Below are 24,138 nucleotides of genomic sequence, written 5' to 3'. Positions count from 1 at the left end.
AAAATTTAATGTAAACAACTTTTATAATACATTATGCTTGATTGCCTCCGTTATTTTGGCAATTGCAGGAGCATCTTTAACCGGATTATTATCCGGAAATCACCTGCCTTTGGTAAAATACTCAGGGAGATGTTCTTTTTATATGAAGATTCACATAAAGGTATTTAATACAAAACTCAGTGCCGTTCCATAATCTGGAGCGGCACTGTTTGTAATTATTATAACCAATTTACTTTTAACAACAACTTATAGAACAACAATACTAAACCTAAATCTAAAAAAATACTATTATGAAAACTCTGTCTTTTGAAAACGAAATACCAATTGCTGCAGCTATTTTTGCAACTGCAGTAGCTTTTGCTACCGCTTCTATACAGATTGCGTCCAGCAAATTTGCACCAAAAACCGGCTACATATTAAACGACCAAAACGAATGCAATATTCCCATATCATGTTGTGATGTTCCCAGTGCACAAATATGCCGTTCATGGTATCCCAATGGACCAATAGCCTTTGGCAAAAACCCTCAGGGACAATGTATTCAAACCTTATGGCTTTGTTATTTTTGATTAACCTGAATGGGATTTTTATCCGGAAAGTTATACGTATAAAAACGGAGAGTAATTCCGAGAAAAAAATAGAATAGAAGAAAGTACCAGTTTAATTTAAATATTTAATATTATGAAAATGCTTTTTTTTAAAAATGGAATGCCGATTGCCACCGCTGTTTTGGCAATTGCATTAGCCTTTGCAACCTCTTCGATGCAGAGTGCTTCTAAGAATTATGTAAATGTCGCGGGCTTCAGCTTAGATTCTGAGGGTTTCTGTGACATTTCGGTAGAATGCAGCGATATCGTATCACAAACCATGTGCCGTGTAACCTATCCTAACGGGCCCATGGCATTTGGTAAAAATTTTTATGGAATGTGCCTTAATATTCTATGGAAGAGTAAACCATAAATGATCTAATGTAAACCAATACCTCAACAAATCATGAAAATACTATACGTTTTTCGACGCTTATAATTAACTCAAGACATCTTGCATACTCATTTGTTAGAGTGTAAGTCATAAGAATGTAAAAAAAATGCCATTCTAATAGAATGGTATTTTTTTATTTGCACATTTCCGGAATTATTTAATTCCGTTGTTAATCCATTCAATGTTTTTTTCGTCTTTTAAAAAGTATCCAAACCATTCTAATACTCTCCGGGTCAAATCTTCCATATTTTTGGGTTTTGTAAGACCGTGTCCTTCCTGCGGATAAAGAAGCATTATTCCTTTTTTGCCCAGACGGCGCATTGCCAGATAATATTCAACACTTTGGTGCCAGTCAACCTGCAAATCTACTTTCCCACTCCATAGCAATAAAGGTATATTTAAGTTTGTTATGGAAGCCAGTGGAGAATTACGACTAAAATCTTCCGGATTTTCTAATGGCGTTTTTCCTTTCATTCTAAACTGTTCATTATAAAAACGCCACATATCAGGTCTGCCGGTTCCCCATCCTATAGTCAGGAAATAACTGGTGAGATCTGTTATAGCGCCGCTGGCAATCGCGGTTTTAAATAATTTTGTATGATTGATTATAAAAGCAGTTTCATATCCTCCAAATGAATGTCCCATTAATCCTATTTTATCCCGATCAATGATTCCCATTGAAATCACTTTTTCGATTCCGGCAGAAACACAGTCCAAAGAAGATGGACCTACATTCTCATCTTCGTTTAAAATATCCGGCAAAAAAACAAAATATCCCTGTAAAGTAAAAACCGCAGGATTAAAACCAGTCTCGTTATACATAGAAGGAAATATATAATCATGAAGTGTTTCTGACTGTACTTCATAAATATTAACAATCATTGGGTATTTCTTTTGTGAATCATAAACCGCAGGATAATATAATACTCCCTTTAGTTTTTGATGTTTTGAATTTTCAAAATGAATCAATTCACTTTTACCCCAATGATAATTTTGATGCTGTGGATTGCTTTGCAGGAAAACATTTTCTTTACCTCTTTCTTCTTTGAAAACAAACTGTGGGGGAAGATCAAACTTTTGTCTGCGATAAATTATTTTCTTTTTATCGGCAGTATAATGCAGCTGATCAACATAGGAATCCTCAAAAACTATTTTTTTTTCAATCCTGTTTTTATTCCATATAAAATAACCCGACTTTCCTTCATCGCTTTTTGCATTTAAAATAAGCTGTTTCTCTAAATCATACCTAAATGCTGTGAGGCCATCGTATATAAAATACAACCTATTGTCATCTGGGGTATCCCCAATTCTATATCTTATTTGATCTTCACGTCCGCGGGTTAATCTTCTTGCAGCACTGCCATCAGGTTTCACAGCCCATATGTCATATTGGTCATAAAGCAATATTTCTTTGTTATCAGCACTCCATCCCGGGTTTCCAAATGCCGAGCTGCCTACTAAAACCCTCAATTTTCCTGTAAATGAAGTATTTATCTTGTCTGTAATATTGGTATGTTTATCTTGTTCAATGTCATAAGTCCACCAATCGTTGTTTTTAAAATAGACAATATAACGCCCGTCTGGTGAAGGAATAATATAATTAAGAGAAAAGGAAGCTTTGCTAAAAATTTTCCTTTTATCCATTGTAGTGAGATTTAAAAGATAATAATCACTTGGACCTTCATAATTGAACTGCGGTTCATATTCAAGCAAATTAGATAAAAGCGCATATTGCTGGTTTCCTGAGAGTGTAATTCTGGGGAGATCCTGAGTTGTTATTTGTGAAAATCCTCCTGTAACAGGTCGCCACATTACTACTTTTTCAGGCTCTTCCTGCATACCCTCACTATTTTTTAAAGGATAAACCAATTTATCATTCGTATTCCATATTTCAGGAGAAGAAGAAGAAGAAGCTGGAGGTGAATTTATTGTATTTTTCCTGATACGAAAAAAAACACGCTGCAAATCATCCGAAATTATAATTTTATCTGATAATCTGGCAATTGCTGAATTTTCAGGAAAACCAGACTGCAAAGCGGGATTAAATTCAAAGAGTTTATCGAGATCAGCTCTATAGTAAAAAAGTGGTTCAGTGCTGTTGTTTTTTGATATCGAGAAAAAGGTAGCTGCTTTACTGTCTTTGCTCCAAACAAACCGGGTTGGTTGGTTTGCATTGGAAGATATAACCCATTTTTCAAAATTTATTTTTTTAAGATCTATGAGTAATAATCCGTATTTTCCGTTTGTAAGGACACAGCACAACAGCAGTTCTTCATTAGGACTAAGCGAATATTGCACTGCATTGTCTATTGATTTTAAAATTTTTCCTGAAGGAGATTGAATCTGAAGCGTTTTATTGTTTGGCGAAGCCCGATTAAGATATATCAGTAAATTTTGTTTGTTTGAATATTGATAATCAGCAGCACCAGAAATAGTTTGTTTTTTTCCGTTTTTTAGATTTATGCATTCAAGATCCTTCCCATTCTGACAATAAAAAAAATTATCTCGTGTAAAAATCGAGTTTCGACCAGATGGGATATAATACTTTTTACCATTAAATGTACTTCGTACAAATAAAGTATCTCCTCCACTCTCAGGTATATTTATATAACTTGCCCAGCGTCCATCAGGAGAAAATTTATCCATTCTGGTATTTCCCCATAGATGATAATCCGCTTCTGTCAGATCTTTTTTTTGCCTTACCTGTCCCCAAAGGGGACAGGCTACTAATGGCAAAATAAATAATAAAAATAAAACTAAAAATAAAAATTGGTATTTGCTTTTAAAGTTTCCACCTAAAGCAGTGGGACTTATATTTTTTTTTGACATGATTGTTTTATTTAATACCCCCTGGCCTGTGGAAGTAAGTGGAATTTGTATTGATTTCTGTAGAATTGTAAATGCTTTTTAAAATTTTATCTTTTTTTGCCTGCCTGTCCCAAAAGAGGGACAGGTTTCCAAAAAGGCAAAAAACAATTAAAATAGGTATTGATTCTAAGACTTGCATCTAAAACTATGTGACTAATAAAGTTTTTTCAGCAGGACTTTTATTAATATCCCGGATTCTGTGGTAACAGATTAGGATTTGCATTTAATTCGTTCTGTGGAATCGGAAAAATTCTGTCTTCACTATTCCATCCTGGTTTCACGGCTGACAATATATTGTCCAGTTGTCCAAAACGTTTCAGGTCGAAAAAACGGTGTCCCGGTTCACTAAAAAGTTCCCATCTTCTTTCCTGCAGGATAGCATTTAAAATTTCGGTCTGGCTTTGTGCGGTTGTCTGGCCAAGTCCGGAGCGTTCTCTTATTTTGTTGAGATCTTCTCTCGCTCCGCCAAGATTACCCAAATGGGCACGGGCTTCAGCGCGAATCAGGTATTGTTCTGCTAATCGAAACTGAACTGAATATTCTACTGAAGCAGGAGTATTACTGCGTTCTTTATATTTGAATGCATGATACCAGATTGTGCTGTCATCTGTAACAGAATTAATCCAATTTGATTTTCGAAGATCTGCTGCTGAAAATGAATTCACAAAATTTTCAGTTAGAGCCAGAACCGGAGGACCTGATACAAAAATAAATATGCTGCCTTCTACCGTATTTTCTCCAGCGTTTGCTGATTGCAATTGCCAGATTGTTTCTCTTGAATTTATTAGAAATACCTGATCAAGATCTGGTTCAAGTGAAAATAATCCTGTCTGGTTCAACACAGCAGAAGCTTCATTAGCTGCTTCGGTAAATTGGTTGTTGTACAGATATACGCGAGCCAGAAGAGCACGGGCGGTAAACTTATTAGGACGCACTCTTTGAGCAGGACTGTAAGTTTCAGGCAGCATCGAGGACGCATTTTGCAGGTCAGCAATCAGGTTATTGTATATATTTTGAGTACTTGTTCTTGGGATTTTACTGTTATTTCTGTAATCTGTTTCAATCACATACGGAATATCCCCGAAAAGATTTACCAGATAAAAATGAATAAGTGCCCGAATAAACAATGCTTCTCCCTGCAATTGCTTTTTATTTTGTTCTGAGAGATTTTTGCTGTTTTGTACTCCTTCGATAAGAGAATTGGCAGCATAGATCTGATTATAAGCCACATTCCACCAATCCTGAATTGTTGGAGAAGACGGAAGCAGCCTGTTTTGATAAAAAGCTTCAGAAGGACTGGAGGGACTCTGAAAAGAATCGGTTTCATCAGTATAACTTCCCAGCTGTACAGGTATACCATTTCCATTCAGCATTCCGTTATCTCTAATTTTAGAATAAATATCCGTTAGAGCAGCAGTAGCTGTTGCATAATCTTCAAATACGGCTTCATTGTTCAGCTGTGATTTAGGGAGATCCGTTTCTACAAAAGAATCACAGGAAATTAGCAATAGCAAAAAGCCAGCTAAATATAACAGTTTTGTTATTAGATTTTTCATTTTTATAGCTTTAAAACGTTAATTGTACTCCCGCAGTGATCACTTTAAGAGGAGGTAAAAAACCAGGAATAGATTCAGGATCCCCATCTTCGTATTTGGTAAAAGTCACCAGATTTTGCCCCTCTATTATTATTTTACAGTTTGTCTCCTTAAGTAGTAATGGAAGATTATAAGAAAAGGCTATATTTTTAAGACGGATAAAAGAACCATCAGTAACCGTTGCGCTGCTGGTTGAGTAATAATAATCAGCCAGAACAGCATCAAAGTTGTAGCCGGTAGTAAAAATTTGATAAGGTGCATTATCTCCGGGCTGCATCCACGAATCATTAATTTTTCGATACTGGTTTGACATTACTCCTGCCAGACCCAGCGGATAGGTTCTTTTTTTCTGTTTTGTAAATTGAAAAAGAAAATCAAGGCTGCATCTTTTATACGTAAGCTGATTCTGCAAACCGCCGTAGAATTTTGGATTAAGATTAGCCAGAACTTTAGCATCGTCAGCAATGGTTAGGTTTCCATCGTTATTGTAATCTTCAAATTCATAAACACCAGTCTGAGGATTAACACCTTTATATTGATAAAGAATATTGATGTTCAACGGCTGTCCAATACGATATTGCTGGCTATAAGTAGAGCCTTCTAAACCGGGAAAACGCAACAGTTTGTTTCGGGCAAAACTGATGTTAAAATTCGTGGACCACTTAAAATCTGTATTATTAAAATTGACCGTTCTAAGAGTCAGTTCGAGTCCTTTGTTTTCAACCTCAGCATCCAGATTGGACTGTATAGAAGAAAAACCTGTTGTTCCCGGCAATGGTATTCCTACAAGCTGATTAGAAGATCTGTTTTGATACCAGGAAGCTGTTGTAAAGATGCGGTCTTGTAAAAAGCCCAATTCGAGTGCAAATTCCAGTTTTTTATTGATTTCCCATCCAAAATCCGGATTAAAAAGTCTTGAAGGCTGAATTCCTACCGTTCCGCCATAGTTAACCCCCGTGGTGCTATACGTATTCAGGTATTGATAGTCCCCAATCTGATCATTACCCGTTGTACCGTAACTAGCTCGAATTTTTCCAAAACTTAGCCATTGGCTTTCTTGCAAATAACTCTCACGGGAGAAAACCCAGGCAGCCCCCACTGCCCCAAATGTCGCAAATTGATTACCAGGCCCAAAACGGCTGGATCCGTCTCGTCTGGCCGTAAGGTTCAAAATGTAACGCTGCTGCCAGTTGTAGTTTGCCCTGGCAAAAAATGCCTGATACTTGTATTGTGTTTCATCATTATTGGTGACCAGAACAGATTTTGCTGCTGACAAATTGTATATCAAACTATTAGATATAAATCCGGCCCCTAACTGATAAAGTGTGCTTGTGACCTGGTTCTGGAAAGTCCCGCCAAGGAGGACATCAAGTTTACCTTTGCCAAGTGTTCTTTCGTAATTTATTTGAGGTTCGATGATCCACGAAGATCTGTCTGTATTATTTTGATAAATTACAGAACGATCGCTTGATACATTAAAGATAGGATTGTAGATTGTCGAAGGTACAGTTCTGGTTTCAATAGTGTGCAGATCTGTAAATCCAAAACTGCCTTTTACAGTAAGATTGTCTAGAATTTCATAAGACAAAACTGTGTTTGCAATAAGATCATTGGTTTTAGACCGATATTCGGCATTGAGATTTCGCAGCGGATTTTGCCATGTGCCATTTTCCCAATTAAGGCTTCCATCAGCATTGTAGAGCGCAGGACCATTGGGAGGAATAAATCGTACAACTGAACTCAGATCAAAAGATGGCAGCTTATTGTTCTGGCTGTCATAACCTCCAGAGAAGGCAAAGCGGAACTTGTTGTCTTCAGATACGTGGTTTACATTGAGCTGTGCGCCTCCTTTTTTATATCTAAAATCTCCCGGATAAATCGTGGATTCCTGATGGTAGTTTCCTCCCAGCCTGAATTGGGTTTTCTCAGATCCTCCTGATGCACTCCCCTGTACATCATTTATTTGAGAAGTTCCCCCCAGGATTTCCCTTTGCCAGTCTGTATATCGATTTTGATCCCAGGTACCATTTATGTCGTAATCACGCAGTCCATATTGTGTGAGACCGTCATTAATGAAAGCTTGTCTGCGCATGGCAAGATAATCCTGCGTATTCATTAATTTAAGAAAAGTGGTCGCTTTTCCTACTCCTGTAGAACTTGAAATGCTAAAAGATGTTTTGCCTTTTTTTCCTTTTTTTGTAGTAATCAGCACTACTCCATTGGCTCCTCTTGATCCATATATAGAAGTTGCATCGGCATCTTTGAGTACTTCAATGCTTTCGATATTATCAGGATTAATGCCGTTAAGCGGACTTGAAAAGGAAGGATAAGGTGTTGAAGTTTGACTGGATCCTATGGGATCTGAAGAATAAGGTACTCCATCAATAACGTAGAGTGGTGAATTTGCATCGCTGCGGAGGCTGTTTTGTCCTCTTATTTTGATATCAAAGCCTCCTCCCGGAGTTCCTGTTTGTTGAGTAATATCGACTCCCGCCATTCGGCCCTGCATGGCGGCCAGAACATTTGTCACAGGCTGTATTTCGATATCTTTAGATGTAACCCTGGAAATACTCCCGGTACGTTCGCTTTCTTTTACTGTATAATATCCTGCGTTTACCCTGACTTCCTGCAGCGCCATTACATCATACTGTAATACTACGTTTATAGTTTGCCTGTTATTTACAGGAACCAGAGCGGTTTTAAAACCAATAAAAGCAAGAACAAGAGTGTCAGAATTGGCGGCGATCATACTATATTGTCCTGTATGATCAGAAATAGTTGCTGAGTTGGCTTTGCCTTTTATAGCAATGGTTACACCAGGTAACGGATTGGTACCATCTGTGATGCTACCCTGAACAAGTTTTTGAGATAAATTCGGCTGCTGTTGCCGCAGCGAATTACTAGCTAGAACAAAGGAGGAAGATAAGAAACATCCTAAAAAAAATAGGCAATAAAAAGCCTTACAACCTTTGTAAAATGAAAAATTATTCATAATATTGGTTAGTTAAGTGAAACATTAGTTTGTTAGCTATGGTCCTCTATACTAGTTTGGCGACGAATTAGAGGACCATTTTTTTATGTAGTAAATTAAATGGTTATGGTATCAACTACCATTTCTGTTGAATCATAGGCATTAATTTTTTTTTGTTATTGGATTAATATTACTGCAAGCCTAAAAACAATGAAGATTGAATGCTAACAATAAAGCTGAAGAGCTTAGCCAAAAATGGTGCTTAATTCAGCTTAAACTCTATGTGGGTAATAAGAATACCGAGGAATAATGAGTGAGTTCACGTCCCCGCAAGACGTGAGCACAATTACTTATCATCTCAAGGTTTATTAAACCCAGTTTTCGATAACAAGATCCAAAGCGAATCTTTCAATGTTCATATAAGAATAACAAAGACGCTAATTACACAATGAATTAGCACAAATATAAAAAAAAAATATTCATGGTGATATATCACCATAAATATTTTTATTAAAAGTTAAAAATTGTACCATCAAATTAAGAATATGGCTAAAGAAGAACTACTGAAGGATTATAGAAAAAGATTTGGTGAAAATTTAAAAAAAATCAGGGAGGAAAAGATAAAAACCCTAAGTGCCGTGGATAGTCTAACCCGATTTGATGCCAGCAATTATAATAAATATGAGACAGGAGAAGGCAACCCGACACTTGAAACTATTGCTAGAATTGCGACGGGTTTAGGCGTTCATCCAAAAGATTTGCTGAATTTTGATTTTGAATTAAAATTTGATGATTTACACAAATGAAAATTATTTGAATACTAATACATAATAAACATCACCAGCATTTTTAACTTATCGAATACTTATACTTTTATGATATAAACATTTACATCTTTTTTTTACTAATTTAAATTATAGAATCATTATTACAATTGCTGGCGCTCCAACTCTCTGATAAAGAAAGTAGGCGAAATTTCAACTCTTGAATAAAAGGCATTTGTAAAACGCTGCGTCGTACTAAAACCCGCTTCTTCGGCCAATGCCTTATTGGTATAATTCCGGAGCATTCTATTTGTTTTCATAAGTTCAATCAAGTAATCAATTTTAAGATCATTTATATAATCAGCAAATTTTTTACCTCTGTGAAAGTAAATTACTTTCGAGAGGTATTTGGTATTGGAATTAAAAGAGGCAGCCAATTTTACAAGTGTCCAGTCCATTTCCAGAAATTTTTTATCGCGTTCAAATTTTTCCAACTGTTTCAGCAGGATAATTACAGCATCAGGATTAACATCCAATTCTTCCATCGGAATCTTTTTTAGCTTTGCTGAGTCTTTTACCTTTTCGTTTTTACTCATTAGCTCAGCAAATTTTTTTCTGTAATTTCTTCGGTTTCTAAGATTTCTATAGACCAGATAGCAGGATGTGCAAACCAATAAATTGATAATAATTATAAAGATTAGTTCCCTGTATTTTTTTCGATTCAGGGCAATCTCTATTTTTTTCTTTTCTGTTCGCAATTTTTTGGTATCATAATCTTTGACGACCTTTCCGTATAAATATTTATAAGTAGCGTTAGAAATACTATCTGCTTTTAATAGTCTGTTAATGTAATACAGCCCTACTTCAGATTTTTTCTTTGTAATATAATAATCAATTAACAACTCGTACATTTCCTGAAGCTCGGGACGCACGTATTGTCTTTCGTCAAGCATTCTATCGGCTTTATCAAAATAATGCAATGCTTGTTGTTTTCTATTTAATGCCCAATAGCTTTTACCAATATACAAGTCTCCCAATGTTTCATTTGCAAAATCCTTATTGGCACGAATACATGATAAGGTACTTTTTATGATTTTTATAGACAGGGCATAATTTTGTTTAGAATATTGATTAATGCCTTCAGAATGCATAAAATAGCATTCCATTTCTCTGTTATTGAGCTGTCTTCCTGCTAATAATCCTATTTTATTTGTTTCACTGCAAAGACCATAATTACCCAATTTATTGTAGGTAAGTCCCAGGGAATGCAAGGAATTGAGATATGCTCTGTCATTGGTGTTTTTAAAATGATTTACGCAATCTTTAAACAACGCAAGAGATTCATCATACAAACCCAGATAATATTTTATAAGCGCCATATTGTATTTTACCTTATAAATCAGGTATTCATCTTTTGTCTTAGAAATAAAATCATTTGCTATAATGTAATTATCCAGTGCGTCGGCATATTTTTTTTGCGAATAATAAACGATTCCTTTAGAGAGATATGCGGAACCAATGAGGGCATTATTTTGAGATTTTCTAGCAGCATATACCATGCTATCCGTATAAATCAGTTTTGATTTATCATCACTTTGCAGTAAAAGGTAATTTTTGTAGCCATTTACAATTTCGAGGGAATTTTTTTCTGATTTTGCTTTTAATAAATAATAAACAACATAAGGTTCTGCTTTAGAAGGGTCTCTTTTAAAAATATCAATTCGTTCGTCGAGATATTCATAATTTTTAGATTTTAATGAGTCAGAAATAGTGTAGGTTTTTTGCTGCGAAATAACAAATTGTGTTATCGACAACAGGGATAGAATGGGGTAAGAAATAGCCATAGTATGTAGATTTGGAGGAAAGTTTCATAATATTTAACAGCTAAAATATTTTTAAAGTATTACACCTTCAAAAGTAACATAAAGTATTAACAAACAAAGGATTATTAAAAAAAAAAAACTATTATGACTTTTCACGAAATCAATACTATAATTCGTGGAATTCAATATATAATGATTTGTGAGAAATCATTTCTAATTCTAGTTTTGTTTAGAATTCACAATAGCTAAAGTTTGGTATCGTACCAAATAAAAATTCTGCTTACCTGGTAAAATGAATTGAGCCTGAAAAGCTCTTTAATTTCTAAAAACACCATGAAAACATGAAAAAAAAAACGCTAATAGGGATTATAATATTCCCGCTCTTTTTGATTTCCTGCACTTCTCAAGACAGTGCAGAAGTCCTAACCACTACTAACAAAACCAGTTTTCAAAAACCCGGTATAAATTTATCGGGTTTATCAGGCCCTGAAAATAACACGAATCCCTATGATAGTGTGGGAAGGCTTCACAATGAAGTACTTGAAATTTATCTGTCACATACCTTCGATAATGCATTATCGACTAACACATTGACAGAAGATATTATGAACGAAATTCAGTCGATTACCAGCTCCAATACCATCAATATTGTTGAAGATTGCCGTTCTCCCTTTGCCTACAACACGATTAATGCTCTTGTCACTAATCCGCAAAATAGTGCCTTTGATATTATTCAAAATTCAGTATTGACTTCTTCGGGCAAAACCAGCCTTACAACATTTATTGATTCTGTAACCGGGATCAACTCTGAGTCTTATCAGGATGTCTACGACTTTATTAAATCATATGAATCTGAAATTCTCTCCAGTACTGACCTGACTAATCAGGACAAGAGAATTATATTAACTACCTCATCGATTGTACGCTACTCTGTTTATTATGACATGGTTAAAGATAGAGATTGGGATACTTCTGTGGGGAATTTTATAGGAGGAACAGTAGGTGCACTGGATTCTTCTTTATCGCCGGTAACTATGGCCTTGGTAACCGGAATAAGATATAACAACTCGATTGCCAATTGATGCATTAACTAACTACTAACTCTGGATAAGCAATAGTTGTTTACAGCATTTTCTAAAATACTTAAACAATTATTGCTTTTCTTATGATTTTTTATTTTCCAGTAAATGCACAAAAACTGTAAATTGCATTATATTTTTTTTGATTAAATTACTAAAAGAATAATTAATCATGATTCAGTATTTTATCAGTAACAAACTTGAATCTGAAAACGAGAACAAAACAGGATTATTTGTTTCCTTTATAAAACAAATTAAAGGCTGGAATACAGATAAATCTTTTAAAACCGCCAATTTTACCATACTCCTGATTAGGTCCGGCAGTATAGAATTTGAGATGAATGATCGAATTCAGGAATTTACTGCTCAGGAATTAGTATTAGTGCCAAAGGATACCAATTACCGCGTAATCAGTATTGATGAGCAATTTCAGGCATGTATTATGGCATTTTCGTGGGAATATGTCGTAAAAGAGCATTTGATTGTACATCAGGAATTGTTTTTTCATTTTTTAAATTCGGTAAACTATTCCAGTGTCTCTCTTGATACCGCTGATTTTAAGTTGATGTTGTCGCTTTTTAAAGTAATATATCTTAAAAACAAAACCGCAGTACATCCTGTAAACAACGGCGAATCAACACACCATACTATTACTTTGTTTTTGCATGAGATTCGAATACTTTATACTAAATATCAAAAAAGTGATATCATTTTTTCCCGAACAAGAAAAGGGCTTCTGGTTTCACAATTTCTAAGTCAGATCAATATACATTGCAAAGAGCAGCATAGTGTTGAATTCTTTGCCAATGCACTTTGTGTCACTCCGGCACATTTAAACAAGATTGTCAAGAAAATTACCCATCGAAATGCCAAAGATCTTATTTCTGAAGCTTTAATTACTAAGGCTAAGGAATTGTTGGAAAACCCCGAAATAACTATTGTTGATATCGCTGACGAATTAGAATTTAGTAATGCTTCATCTTTTAGTACTTTCTTTAAAAAACGTACTGCCCTCTCCCCTTCGGAATACCGATCTAAAATCAAATAATTATCGAAATTGATTTATTAGAATATTCTCTATTAATCTGGTATTACCAAACTCTAAAACTAATTGTTTATCTTCATTCATACAATAAAAAACCTCTAATGATGTTCTTGGTAAATGCTTATTATCAGTTTTTTAACCTAACCAAATATAAAAAATACACAATATGAAAGATTTTCTTTTTGTTTATATCTTACTAGTGCTAAATATCTTCACTATAACCGGACAGGTTCATCAAACACAATATCGTTCTGCTCTGGACCAAATGACAGATTCGATATTGAGTAATCACTATCCTAAAATTCATAGCGTACTTATTGCAAAAAACAATCAATTGATATATGAACACTATTTTAATGGTTACACAAAAGATTCCCTTAATGATTCCCGCTCTTCGTTTAAATCAATCACAAGCCTTCTGGTTGGAATAGCAATCGACAAAGGATTTATTAAGGATATTAATCAGAAGGTTTATGAATTCTTTCCGGAATATCCATCTCTGAAAACAGATCCGCTTAAGAAGCTCCTCACCATAAAAAATCTTCTGGAGATGAAATCCGGTTTTGATTGTGAAGAATTTAATGACACCAAAGATTGTGAGGACAATATGAGTCAAAGCAAAAACTGGGTCGAATATTCCCTTAATCTTCCAATGAAAAATAAACCCGGTGAAGTCTGGGCTTACACCTCTGTTAATCCTATGATTTTAAGTGGAATTATAAAAAAAGCAACAAATATGTCTGTAAAGGACTTTGCAAAAAAATATTTATTTGATCCTCTTAACATTTCCTCCTATAAATGGACTGTAGATCCAAGCGGTAATGCGATGACTGCCGGTTCATTTTATATGCTGCCTATTGACATGTTAAAAATTAGTCAATTAGTAAAGGATAAGGGTGTTTACAATCACAAACAGATTATTTCAAAAAAATGGATTGCACAATCTACAGTATGCAATATTATGATTCCTGATTTTTCATTTATGAAATCCAGCAGAAGTAAAATAGGATTTCCACAGCCTGCATATTATGGCTATTATTGGTATCGCGAAACTATAAAGACAAATAATATAGAGGAAAATTTACTTTTTGCATCCGGCAATGGAGGTCAATATATCTTTATAATAGAACGTTTAAACCTGACCGTTGTTTTTACGCAAGGCAACTATGGCTCTTTTAAAGCGAAACAAGCTTTTGAAATTTTAGCCAAATACATTTTGCAGAACTCTAAAGACTAAAAAAAGTTTCTGAAATATTAAGCACGCTCTTTACATAATTCAAAAAATTCGTAAGCTCTTTTTTCTACATACGAATGCATTGAATTACGGAGCGGAAAAGCGCAATGTCCTCCATATTTTGGCATTTCCAGATAAACATATGCGCTGTCCTGGGCGATATCTCTGGGATAACATCTTTCTCCTAAAAAAGGGTCATCAAGCGAATTGATAATTAAAACCGGAGTGGTAATATTTTTAAGGCTAAATTCTGGAGAAACACGTTCATAATAATCATCCCTGCTTGCAAATCCGTGTAGTGGTGCTGTAAAATAATGATCAACTTCATCAAAAGATGAAATTTTATCAATTTGATCGCGGTTTATAAAATCAGGAAATTGTGCTGCTTTGTATTTTAGTTTTCTTTTAATATCAATTGTAAAATTCTTTAGATATACTCTGTTAAAGCCTTGTTTGAGTATCGCAGCGCTTGTTGCGATATGAGTTGGTACTGAAATAGAAACTGCCGCTTTTATCCGTTTATCGATTTTTGTCCAGCCTAAATAATTCAAAAGCTGAACACCTCCCATCGAATATCCAATCAAATAAACATCTTCGAAACCTTGTTTTAAAACAAATTGTACTACTTCGTCAAGATCATCAACTGCACCATGATGGTAAAGTCTTGGCAATCGGTTCATTTCTCCTCCGCAGGTACGATTGTTCCATGCAAAAACCGAGAAATCTTTCTGCTGAAAATAAGCCGCACAGCTATTGTTGTAAGTTCTGCGTGAATCACCTTCAAGACCATGGCATAAAATAACTGCTTTTTTAGGATCATTTATAATAAAATCGATATTGATAAAATCTCCATCACTTAATTCATGCTTTTCTCTTGTATATCCGGGAACTTCAAACTTTTTAAACAAAGCAGCATAAATGGTAGAAATATGCCTGTTCCTATGAATAATAGAAGGAAAATTATATTCTGATTGTTCAATTACAGGCATGACAATAAAAGTTTTATGGGTACGCTATACAAATCTAAGAAATCAATTAATATCTAAATTAAAACTATCTTTTTTATTTCATTTTAAAATCACTAACAAAAAAGAACTTTTTGCTTCATAACTTTATATTTATCATATGTTTCTCTATAATAAAACATTCAAAAGACACCTAAAATATATTTGATAACCATAAATTTGAAAAAAGAAATATCCAAAATGAAAAAACTTTTTACACTTCGAACATACTTTTTAAAATACGTAATGAAGCTGCCTCACAAAAATCCAATCCGGAATAATCAGGGTTATAGCCTCCAATGTAAGGTACTGCCATAATATATAATTTTTCGTTGTAAGCTCCGTAATGATCAATAATTTGAAAATTATCATTGATTGCAATTCCCGATACACCTAAAAAATAACTTCCGTTACTGTCTTTTTCAACTGGCAAATTGCCTTCCATAAATGCTAAATGTCCTTCCTCACCAGATTTAAATTTTAATTTGGCCGGACTAATTGCTTTTTGCTGAAGTAAACTCTTAAAAGGAAAATCAGAATAAGATAAATGCGGCTGACCAACACAATCAACAAAAGTTTGATAATATACGGATTGCGTCTTATTATCATCGCTTAAAAAATTATAAACAATACCTCCGTTATGTTGCGGTTCAACAGTACTGTCTGCACTAACCGGAATAATATCTAAAACTCCGGCAGCATGAAGTGCCAGTAATTCTATGCATGATTTTTGAGGAACAAAAGCAATCACAATAGATATCAAAGGCATTAATACTTTCTGAAGACGCTGCATATCTTCTGCCGAAAGATATTTTGCAGGATGATTCATCGCAAAACTAAGCACTGCCAGCATTTCTTTCCAGTAAACTGATTCTTGTCTTTTTATTGATTTCTCTGCCTGAACATATTCTGCTTTTAAAAGTTGAAATGGATCAAGCCGTTCGCGAAGTTCCATCATTTCCAAAACAAAATCCTCCAGACTAAGATCCTTAATGCGATTGTAAAAATCAACATCTTTCTTGCGTATTATTTCTTTGAAATCTTTTTGAAACACAAAATCCAAAGAAAGAAAACCATCATTATTTTTTCTGTGAAATTCAATTTCCTCCTCTGTCAATAAAGAATCATTATTAAGATGCGAATCTTCGAGATGAAATCTTACGGCAGGAAGCATACCACTTCTGGAATGCATTACTATTTTAAAATCAGGACTCTCATCATGGAGACAAAAACTTGTATTGCCATTTTCGTCTTTTTTAAAGGAACCGTTTTCTCTCGCAAGAGTTCGTATTGCATCAATAGCAGTAAGCGAAGAACCTTTTATAGCAACCGGATGATTGAGTTTTAATAATAGTTTTGATGGCGGATAAGGTGCATCATAATATCCTTTAACTTTTCCTTCATAACGCACAGGCCAGTTATGTCCTGTACAAATAACTGCATAGTCAAAATTAATTTTATCTGTTGCTGTTTCAACCCAAACCTCCTTATCTTTTTCATTATAACTAACATCGATAACATTGCTTTGGTAATGAACGCGTGTCAAAATACCGGCTTCAGCACCACTTTGCTGTAATAGCGAAAACTGGTCAGCAAGATAATAGCCAAAAAGTAATCTGGGTAAAACTTTATATTCATTAAATTTATCGGGATCAATCTGAAATCTATCCAGTATATCTTTAGGAATAGTTAGAATCCATTCTGCAATTGATGTAACGAGTCCGGGTGTTTCATTATCGGATACATTTGTAATATGCTCATCGTTTGCTCCTTCTGTACTATACGGCATACCAGAACCAAGAGTACTTTTACGTTCGAATATATCAACTTCAAAATCTACATTTCCTGATTCTATCAGTCTTTTATACATAAAAAGACCGCTTGGACCTCCTCCTAAAATTGCAATTCGCTTTTTACCGTTCTCACTTTTCATTTGCTTCAGTTTAATTATTTAAAATACTAGTGTTCTTGATCATATCTAGAATTTTAGCTCCGTAAATATAAGATTGGAAGAACCCATTTATTTTACACAAAAATTGTAAACTGTTTCAAAATTATTGTTCCCTTTTGTTCATTAAAGAAATTAGAAACAATGCCATGATAAAAACCAAAAGTGAAAGGAATCTGTAGCTCACGCAGGAAAAACAGGATTTACTTATAGAAAAAATATTTAAATTCAATTCAAAAAAAATCCCATTCGTAAAATGTACAAATGGGATTTTTTTATATAAAGGTATTTTTTAATCTAAAATAAAGCTCACGCTTACGTTTGCAGTAACTTCAATTTCTCCAACTGCTAAAGTTTCATTCTCTGCACCACCGTTGCTGTCCATAGCCATTGATTTCATAGCGGCATACATAGGTTGCGGACGGTATACTGAATTATCAGAAATAGTAATTGCTTTACCTACTTTTTGACCTAAAACTGAAACATAATCTTCTGCTTTTGATTTAGCATCTTTTATTGCTAATTTTCTGGCTTCTGTCTGAAGTTGTAGTAATTTAGAAGTTTCAAAAGAAACTCTGTCTAAACGGTTAATTCCTTGTTGAACCAAACCTTCCATTAATTCATCGTATTTAGATAAATCTTTTAATACAATTTCAATAGTTTGTGTTGCATTGTAGCTTGTTTTCTTTTTCTCGTAATCGTATTGCGGATTAAGAGCTACTTGTTTAGTTTTGAAATCTGCTGTTGGAATATTCATTTTTTTAATGAATTTTAAAACAGCGTCAATCTTCTCGTCATTTTGCTTTTTGACATCTTTAGCATTATTCCCTTTTGTTTCAACAGTTGCTGAAATACAAACCTGATCAGGTGCTACTTTTACTTTCCCTTCTCCATTTACATTGATTTGAGGAATTTGTTTGGTTTCTTGGCCGTAAGACATAGTCATAAACATGATTGTTAAAAATAATACTACTTTCTTCATTTTTGTTATATTTTAAGTTATTTGATAAGGACATTTCAAAAGTTATGCCAGCATTATAATTTTCCCAATTTTGCCATTATAAAAAGTATCAAAATAGGGATTGCTAATAAAATCACCATTAAACTATGATCTACTATTAATGAAGGTTCTTTTACCAAGGTAATCAAATAACCGCCAATTGCGCCTCCAAAATGAGCTGTATGACCAATGTTATCATTTTTAGCCCTCATACCATAAATAGAATATAATAAATATAAAATTCCAAATAGATAAGCCGGCATTGGTATGACAAAAAAGATCCCCAACATCATATCGGGTTGTAATAATATTGCAGAATATAAAATTCCCGTTACAGCTCCTGAAGCTCCAACTGCTCTATAACTGTAATCATTTTTATGGAATAACATTGTAAGGAGACTTCCAAAAATTAAGCTTCCAAAATAAATTAAAACAAAAGAAATTGTACCCAACCATTGAATTACTACAGGTGCAAAAAACCAAAGTGTTAACATATTAAAGATTAAATGCATCATATCTACATGCAAAAAACCGGATGAAAGCATTCTGATTTGTTCTCCGGAACGAATACTTCCAACATGAAATTCGTATTTTCTAAAAAAAGCAAGATCATTAAAACCTTTGTAACTAATTAAGGCATTGGCTAATATAATTCCAACCAAAACGGTATTAACGGTATTCATAAATAATATTTAATGTGAATTGTAAATATAGTCATTCTTAAACATATGTTAGCGTAGAACCAAAATATCACTGGTTATTCATTTTTGCTTTATATTTGTAAAAAAAAATTACATGCAATTTCTCGTTTATATATTAGCCTATCCTTTACTTTGGCTTATCTCTATACTCCCATTTCGATTATTTTATTGGTTATCAGATTGTGTATACTTTTTGGTATATCATATTATTGGATATCGTATAAAAGTGGTTCGCGAGAACCTGGCTCTTACTTTACCACACTTAAACAAAAAGGAACGAAAAGAAGTTGAAAAAAAATTCTATCAGCATATGTGTGATATGTTTTTAGAAATGATAAAAACAATGAGTATTTCTCCTGAAGAAATGCAAAAAAGATTTACTGTTACCAATATTGAAGTACTTCGAGAATATGAAAAAAAAGGAAAAAGCGTTGTTCTGGTAGCATCACATTATGCGAGTTGGGAATGGCTTTTGACCATTAACAAACGTATTGCTTTTAGAGGAATTGGGGTTTACAAAAAAATAGCAAATCCGTATTTTGATAAATTAATTAGAAAAATACGTTCAAAATACGATGCTGAATTAGTTGAAACCAGAAAAACAATTCCGTTGATGGCACAAAATCAACGTGACGGTATTTTAAGCCTTTACGGATTAGCAAGCGATCAATCGCCTAAACTGGATAGAATTTTTCACTCGATGAAATTCATGGGAATCGAAGTTCCTGTACACACTGGAGCTGAAATGCTGGCAAAAAAATATGACTTGAGTGTTATTTTTGTAAAGGTTAACAAAGTTGCACGTGGTTATTATGAAGCTACAATTATACCAATAGCAGAAGATCCTAAAGATTATGCCAACTTTGAAATTACAGAAAAATATTTAAGAGAAGTAGAAAAACAAATTTACGAAGCTCCTGAATATTATTTATGGACTCATAAAAGATGGAAACACAGAGTAGATTAAATTTGTGTAAAAACTAAAAAAATACCTCTTTCAAAATTCATGAAAGAGGTATTTTTGTTTTAAAAGTAGCTAAAACTAAATTCCGGCAATTGCTTTTATTTCGTCTATAATTCGAAGAGCCAGAACATCTGCTTTTTCCTGAGAAGGAGCTTCAGTATAAATTCTGATAATAGGTTCAGTATTTGATTTTCTTAAATGTACCCATTCTGTAGCAAAATCAATCTTGACACCATCAATCGTTGTGATATCTTCATTCTTATATTTTTCTGTCATAGCTGTTAAAATCGCATCAACATCAATTTGTGGTGTTAATTCAATTTTATTCTTGCTCATATAATATTCAGGATAAGAAGCTCTCAATGCCGAAACTGATATTTTTTTGTTTGCTAAATGCGTTAAAAATAAAGCAACTCCTACTAAACTGTCTCTTCCGTAATGAGATTCAGGATAAATGATTCCACCGTTACCTTCACCACCAATAATGGCATTATTTTTTTTCATCAGCTCAACCACATTTACTTCACCAACTGCACTGGCTTCATACTTTCCGCCATGGGCAACAGTTACGTCACGCAACGCACGTGATGATGACATGTTCGAAACTGTATTTCCCGGAGTTTTACTCAAAACATAATCAGCACAAGCTACTAATGTATATTCTTCTCCAAACATTTCTCCATCTTCGCAAATGAAAGCCAGACGATCTACGTCAGGATCTACGACAACTCCCAAATCGGCTTTTTCTTTCACTACTAATTCAGAAATATCCGTTAAGTGCTCTTTTAAAGGTTCAGGATTGTGTGGGAAATGTCCGTTTGGTTCACAGTATAATTTTACTACTTCGACCCCCATCAATTCCAGTAATCTTGGAATAATAATTCCTCCTGATGAATTTACTCCATCAACAACTACCTTAAATTTTGCTGCCTTTACAGCTTCAACATCTACTAAAGGTAAGTTTAAAACCTCGTCGATATGAATATCCATGTAAGCATCATTTATAGTAATTTCACCTAAACTGTCTACATCAGAGAAATCGAAAGCTTCAGCTTCGGCAATTTCAAGGATTTTTGCTCCTTCTGCCCCACTTAAAAATTCTCCTTTTTCATTCAGTAGTTTCAACGCATTCCATTGTTTTGGATTATGAGAAGCTGTCAGGATAATTCCACCATCAGCTTTTTCAAGCGGGACAGCCACTTCAACCGTTGGCGTTGTCGAAAGTCCAAGATCAATTACATTAATTCCTAAACCTACTAAAGTATTTACAACAAGGTTATGAATCATAGGACCAGAAATTCTGGCGTCACGACCAATTACAACCGTTAATTTTTCTTTTGAAGTATTATTTTTCAAGAAAGTCCCATATGCTGATGCGAACTTTACAGCATCAACAGGAGTCAGGTTATCTCCTACCTTTCCGCCAATTGTTCCTCGTATTCCTGATATCGATTTTATTAAAGTCATTTTTTTGAGTTATAGTTACCAGTTACAAATATAAAAAAGTTGCTGAGTTACTAAGGAGTTAAGTTGCTAAGAATTTAAAAAACTTACTAAGTTTTTAAGTTGCTATCCCGAAGTTTCGGAACAGAGATTTTAAATAATCTAAAATATTAAGTTTATATTCTAAAGTCTTATTATAAAAACGATCTAAAAAAGTTTTCATACTTTTACTAAAACCTTACGGTTTTAACCAACCTGGAATCTTAGTAACTCTAAAAAGCATACACTTTTATAAGTGATAACTTGGTCCCGAAGCTTCGGGATAGTTACTCAGAACCTTAGCAACTTAAAAAAAATGAATTTCCTAGCCCACATCTATTTGTCCGGAGACAATGATTTAATCAAGATTGGTAATTTTATGGCCGATGGAATTCGGGGGAAACAGTTTGAACATTTTCCTGAAGAAGTACAAAAAGGCATAATATTACATCGTTCTATCGATACATATACTGATTCGCATGATGTTTTTAGACAAAGCACCAAGCGATTGCACGAAAAATACCATCATTATGCAGGCGTAATTGTCGATATCGTTTATGATCACTTTCTAGCCAAAAACTGGACAAAATATTCTGATGAAAAACTGGAAGATTTTATAAACCGATTTTATAAGTCACTACACGAAAATTACGATATCCTGACCGAAAAAACCCAAAACTTAATGCCTTATATGATCGAAAGAAACTGGCTTTTGAGTTATCAGACTGTCGAAGGAATACATCAGATTCTGACCCAAATGGACCGAAGATCAAAAAACATATCAAAAATGCAGTTTGCCAGTGAAGAACTTGTAGAATTTTATCCGGAATTTGAACAGGAATTTACGCTCTTTTTTGAAGATATTAAGGAACACTCCAAACAAAAATTACTCACTTTATAAAATCAGTTAGATTTTATAAAATTAAATTACAATTGCTTTCATGAAAAAAATAGCACTATTACTCAGCTTTATTTCAATTTATAGTTTCGCACAACAAACTGCAAAACCAACCGGATTAGTCACAACAAAAGCAATGGTTGTTTCTGCTCGTCAGGAAGCTTCGAAGGTAGGTGCAGAAATCATACAAAAAGGCGGAAATGCTTTTGATGCTATGATTGCCACAGAACTTGCCCTTGCAGTCGCTTATCCTTATGCCGGAAATATTGGCGGCGGCGGATTTATGGTATATCGAAAAGCGAATGGAGAAATTGGCTCTTTAGATTATCGTGAAAAAGCACCATTGAAAGCAACAAAAGACATGTTTCTTGATAAAGACGGAAATGTTATTAAAGGTAAAAGTACTGAAACGGCTTTGGCAATTGGCGTTCCGGGAACTATTGCCGGAGTTTTTGCTGTACACAAAAAACTCGGTTCATTACCAATATCTGAAATCTTAAAACCCGTTATAGCTTTAGCAGAAAGAGGCGTAATTGTAACCAAAAAACAAGAAAAAAGACTTCAGGATTATCATGATGTCATTGTAAAAATAAATGGACCAAACACACTTTTAGCAGGTGATTTTAAAGAAAAAGATACCATAAAATATCCTGCGCTTGCCAATACATTAAAAAGAATTGCAAAAAATGGAAGAAACGAATTTTATAAAGGTGAAACAGGTAAAATATTGGTTGACTATATTCAGAAAAAAGGGGGAATTATTACTCTCAAAGATCTGGAAAAATATGAAGCTAAATGGCGTAAACCATTACAGTTTAATTATAAGGATCTAAAAATCACTTCGATGTCACCTCCAAGCAGCGGCGGAATTTGTCTGGCACAAATCATGAAAATGATTGCTCCTTATGATTTAGCCAAAATGGGACATAATACTGAGGAATCTATTCAGGTCATTGTAGAAGCAGAAAGAAGAGCTTATGCTGATAGAAGTCAGTTTTTAGGAGATCCTGATTTTGTAAAGATCCCTATTAACGGATTACTATCTGATTCTTATTTAAAAGAGAGAATGTCAAGTTTTGATGTAAATAAAGCCAGTTTATCATCAGAAATAAAAGAAGGAAAAGTCAATTTTAATGAAAGCACAGAAACTACTCATTATTCTATTATAGACGCACAAGGAAATGCTGTTGCTGCAACAACAACTCTTAATGACGGTTACGGATCAAAATATTATTGTGATGAATTAGGTTTCTTTTTGAATAACGAAATGGATGATTTTAGTGCTAAACCAGGATCTCCTAATATGTTTGGTCTGGTAGGAAACGAAGCCAATAGCATCGCACCTCAAAAAAGAATGCTAAGTTCGATGACCCCAACAATTGTAGAAAAAAACGGAAAATTATTTATGGTGGTAGGTTCTCCGGGCGGTTCAACCATTATTACCACTGTATTACAAGCTGTTTTAAATGTTTATGAATACAAATTAAGCATGCAGGAAGCTGTAAATGCACCGCGTTTTCACCATCAGTGGTTACCGGATTTAATCAATTTCGAACCAAATGCTTTCGACACAAACACCATAAATAAGCTAAAAGCAAAAGGATATCTAATCAATGAAAAAAATACTCCTGTGATTGGTAAACTGGATTGTATCTTGGTTTTACCAGACAATACTCTCGAAGGAGGAGCCGATTTTCGAGGTGATGATACGGCAGTTGGTTTCTAAAATTTAAAAGATTTATAGTGAAAGATTATAAAAATTCGAATGTTAGAGCTAAATT

The 24,138-nt window shown here is 34.1% G+C and carries 18 protein-coding genes; 9 read left to right on the top strand and 9 right to left on the bottom strand.

The window, feature by feature from the left end; all coding sequences use genetic code 11:
• Positions 1-290: 290 nt before the first annotated feature.
• The gene (locus tag RC62_RS15255) at positions 291-569 is read left to right on the top strand and encodes a hypothetical protein (protein ID WP_055096676.1); all 279 of its coding nucleotides are present in this window, start codon (positions 291-293) and stop codon (positions 567-569) included.
• 112 nt (positions 570-681) lie between these two features.
• Positions 682-960, top strand: coding sequence for a DUF6520 family protein (locus RC62_RS15250; protein WP_055096674.1), 279 nt, complete (start codon positions 682-684; stop codon positions 958-960).
• 174 nt (positions 961-1,134) lie between these two features.
• Here the strand turns inward: RC62_RS15250 and RC62_RS15245 are convergent, their stop codons facing one another.
• The 3 genes from RC62_RS15245 to RC62_RS15235 all read right to left on the bottom strand — a co-directional run bounded on the left by RC62_RS15245 (position 1,135) and on the right by RC62_RS15235 (position 8,436).
• Entirely contained in the window at positions 1,135-3,810 is a 2,676-nt protein-coding gene (locus RC62_RS15245) for a S9 family peptidase (RefSeq protein ID WP_055096672.1), read from the bottom strand.
• A gap of 221 nt (positions 3,811-4,031) precedes the next feature.
• The gene (locus tag RC62_RS15240) at positions 4,032-5,405 is read right to left on the bottom strand and encodes a RagB/SusD family nutrient uptake outer membrane protein (protein ID WP_055096670.1); all 1,374 of its coding nucleotides are present in this window, start codon (positions 5,403-5,405) and stop codon (positions 4,032-4,034) included.
• Between the two features lie 10 nt (positions 5,406-5,415).
• On the bottom strand, positions 5,416-8,436 hold the full coding sequence (locus RC62_RS15235; protein WP_055096668.1) for a SusC/RagA family TonB-linked outer membrane protein: 3,021 nt from the start codon (positions 8,434-8,436) through the stop codon (positions 5,416-5,418).
• Between the two features lie 524 nt (positions 8,437-8,960).
• On the opposite strand from RC62_RS15235, the gene RC62_RS15230 reads away from it, so the two are divergent.
• Entirely contained in the window at positions 8,961-9,221 is a 261-nt protein-coding gene (locus RC62_RS15230) for a helix-turn-helix domain-containing protein (protein ID WP_055096666.1), read from the top strand.
• A gap of 122 nt (positions 9,222-9,343) precedes the next feature.
• Here RC62_RS15230 and RC62_RS15225 read toward each other — a convergent pair whose 3' ends face one another.
• Positions 9,344-11,023, bottom strand: coding sequence for an AraC family transcriptional regulator (locus RC62_RS15225; RefSeq protein ID WP_055096664.1), 1,680 nt, complete (start codon positions 11,021-11,023; stop codon positions 9,344-9,346).
• A 365-nt stretch (positions 11,024-11,388) separates the two neighbouring features.
• Between RC62_RS15225 and RC62_RS15220 the strand changes: the two genes are divergently transcribed.
• The 3 genes from RC62_RS15220 to RC62_RS15210 all read left to right on the top strand — a co-directional run bounded on the left by RC62_RS15220 (position 11,389) and on the right by RC62_RS15210 (position 14,363).
• The gene (locus RC62_RS15220) at positions 11,389-12,084 is read left to right on the top strand and encodes a hypothetical protein (protein WP_157472532.1); all 696 of its coding nucleotides are present in this window, start codon (positions 11,389-11,391) and stop codon (positions 12,082-12,084) included.
• Positions 12,085-12,253: 169 nt separating this feature from the next.
• On the top strand, positions 12,254-13,129 hold the full coding sequence (locus tag RC62_RS15215) for a helix-turn-helix domain-containing protein (protein ID WP_055096660.1): 876 nt from the start codon (positions 12,254-12,256) through the stop codon (positions 13,127-13,129).
• A 163-nt stretch (positions 13,130-13,292) separates the two neighbouring features.
• Positions 13,293-14,363, top strand: coding sequence for a serine hydrolase domain-containing protein (locus RC62_RS15210; protein WP_055096658.1), 1,071 nt, complete (start codon positions 13,293-13,295; stop codon positions 14,361-14,363).
• A gap of 17 nt (positions 14,364-14,380) precedes the next feature.
• Here the strand turns inward: RC62_RS15210 and RC62_RS15205 are convergent, their stop codons facing one another.
• The 4 genes from RC62_RS15205 to RC62_RS15190 form a co-directional block, all read right to left on the bottom strand.
• Entirely contained in the window at positions 14,381-15,349 is a 969-nt protein-coding gene (locus RC62_RS15205; protein ID WP_055096655.1) for a YheT family hydrolase, read from the bottom strand.
• 229 nt (positions 15,350-15,578) lie between these two features.
• Entirely contained in the window at positions 15,579-17,297 is a 1,719-nt protein-coding gene (locus RC62_RS15200; protein ID WP_055096653.1) for an FAD/NAD(P)-binding protein, read from the bottom strand.
• 307 nt (positions 17,298-17,604) lie between these two features.
• Positions 17,605-18,294 (bottom strand): SIMPL domain-containing protein, encoded by a 690-nt coding sequence (locus RC62_RS15195; RefSeq protein WP_055096650.1) that lies wholly within the window; start codon positions 18,292-18,294, stop codon positions 17,605-17,607.
• 53 nt (positions 18,295-18,347) lie between these two features.
• Entirely contained in the window at positions 18,348-18,995 is a 648-nt protein-coding gene (locus tag RC62_RS15190) for a rhomboid family intramembrane serine protease (RefSeq protein ID WP_055096648.1), read from the bottom strand.
• 112 nt (positions 18,996-19,107) lie between these two features.
• On the opposite strand from RC62_RS15190, the gene RC62_RS15185 reads away from it, so the two are divergent.
• Positions 19,108-19,980, top strand: a complete 873-nt coding sequence (locus RC62_RS15185) for a lysophospholipid acyltransferase family protein (RefSeq protein ID WP_055096646.1) — start codon at positions 19,108-19,110, stop codon at positions 19,978-19,980.
• Between the two features lie 75 nt (positions 19,981-20,055).
• Here the strand turns inward: RC62_RS15185 and glmM are convergent, their stop codons facing one another.
• On the bottom strand, positions 20,056-21,444 hold the full coding sequence (glmM, locus tag RC62_RS15180) for a phosphoglucosamine mutase (protein ID WP_055096644.1): 1,389 nt from the start codon (positions 21,442-21,444) through the stop codon (positions 20,056-20,058).
• Between the two features lie 331 nt (positions 21,445-21,775).
• On the opposite strand from glmM, the gene RC62_RS15175 reads away from it, so the two are divergent.
• Together RC62_RS15175 and ggt are read left to right on the top strand one after the other, a co-directional pair.
• Positions 21,776-22,360, top strand: a complete 585-nt coding sequence (locus tag RC62_RS15175) for an ACP phosphodiesterase (protein ID WP_055096642.1) — start codon at positions 21,776-21,778, stop codon at positions 22,358-22,360.
• Positions 22,361-22,400: 40 nt separating this feature from the next.
• Positions 22,401-24,083 carry a gamma-glutamyltransferase gene (ggt, locus tag RC62_RS15170; RefSeq protein WP_055096640.1) on the top strand — a complete coding sequence of 561 codons (1,683 nt, stop codon included), beginning with the start codon at positions 22,401-22,403 and terminating at the stop codon, positions 24,081-24,083.
• The last annotated feature ends 55 nt before the right edge of the window (positions 24,084-24,138 follow it).

Origin of the sequence: Flavobacterium aquidurense (genome assembly GCF_001404985.1) — a bacterium.
Classification (GTDB): domain Bacteria; phylum Bacteroidota; class Bacteroidia; order Flavobacteriales; family Flavobacteriaceae; genus Flavobacterium; species Flavobacterium aquidurense_B.
This window is presented reverse-complemented; position numbering and strand designations above follow the sequence as displayed.

Excerpts from the sequence above, each read along its gene's own strand:
- RC62_RS15210 (WP_055096658.1), top strand. The coding sequence starts at position 13,293 with ATGAAAGATTTTCTTTTTGTTTATATCTTACTAGTGCTAAATATCTTC.
- RC62_RS15235 (WP_055096668.1), bottom strand. The coding sequence starts at position 8,436 with ATGAATAATTTTTCATTTTACAAAGGTTGTAAGGCTTTTTATTGCCTA.
- RC62_RS15240 (WP_055096670.1), bottom strand. The coding sequence starts at position 5,405 with ATGAAAAATCTAATAACAAAACTGTTATATTTAGCTGGCTTTTTGCTA.
- RC62_RS15185 (WP_055096646.1), top strand. The coding sequence starts at position 19,108 with ATGCAATTTCTCGTTTATATATTAGCCTATCCTTTACTTTGGCTTATC.
- RC62_RS15230 (WP_055096666.1), top strand. The coding sequence starts at position 8,961 with ATGGCTAAAGAAGAACTACTGAAGGATTATAGAAAAAGATTTGGTGAA.
- RC62_RS15215 (WP_055096660.1), top strand. The coding sequence starts at position 12,254 with ATGATTCAGTATTTTATCAGTAACAAACTTGAATCTGAAAACGAGAAC.
- RC62_RS15255 (WP_055096676.1), top strand. The coding sequence starts at position 291 with ATGAAAACTCTGTCTTTTGAAAACGAAATACCAATTGCTGCAGCTATT.
- RC62_RS15205 (WP_055096655.1), bottom strand. The coding sequence starts at position 15,349 with ATGCCTGTAATTGAACAATCAGAATATAATTTTCCTTCTATTATTCAT.
- ggt (WP_055096640.1), top strand. The coding sequence starts at position 22,401 with ATGAAAAAAATAGCACTATTACTCAGCTTTATTTCAATTTATAGTTTC.
- RC62_RS15175 (WP_055096642.1), top strand. The coding sequence starts at position 21,776 with ATGAATTTCCTAGCCCACATCTATTTGTCCGGAGACAATGATTTAATC.
- RC62_RS15245 (WP_055096672.1), bottom strand. The coding sequence starts at position 3,810 with ATGTCAAAAAAAAATATAAGTCCCACTGCTTTAGGTGGAAACTTTAAA.
- RC62_RS15200 (WP_055096653.1), bottom strand. The coding sequence starts at position 17,297 with ATGAAAAGTGAGAACGGTAAAAAGCGAATTGCAATTTTAGGAGGAGGT.
- RC62_RS15250 (WP_055096674.1), top strand. The coding sequence starts at position 682 with ATGAAAATGCTTTTTTTTAAAAATGGAATGCCGATTGCCACCGCTGTT.
- RC62_RS15195 (WP_055096650.1), bottom strand. The coding sequence starts at position 18,294 with ATGAAGAAAGTAGTATTATTTTTAACAATCATGTTTATGACTATGTCT.
- RC62_RS15190 (WP_055096648.1), bottom strand. The coding sequence starts at position 18,995 with ATGAATACCGTTAATACCGTTTTGGTTGGAATTATATTAGCCAATGCC.
- glmM (WP_055096644.1), bottom strand. The coding sequence starts at position 21,444 with ATGACTTTAATAAAATCGATATCAGGAATACGAGGAACAATTGGCGGA.
- RC62_RS15225 (WP_055096664.1), bottom strand. The coding sequence starts at position 11,023 with ATGGCTATTTCTTACCCCATTCTATCCCTGTTGTCGATAACACAATTT.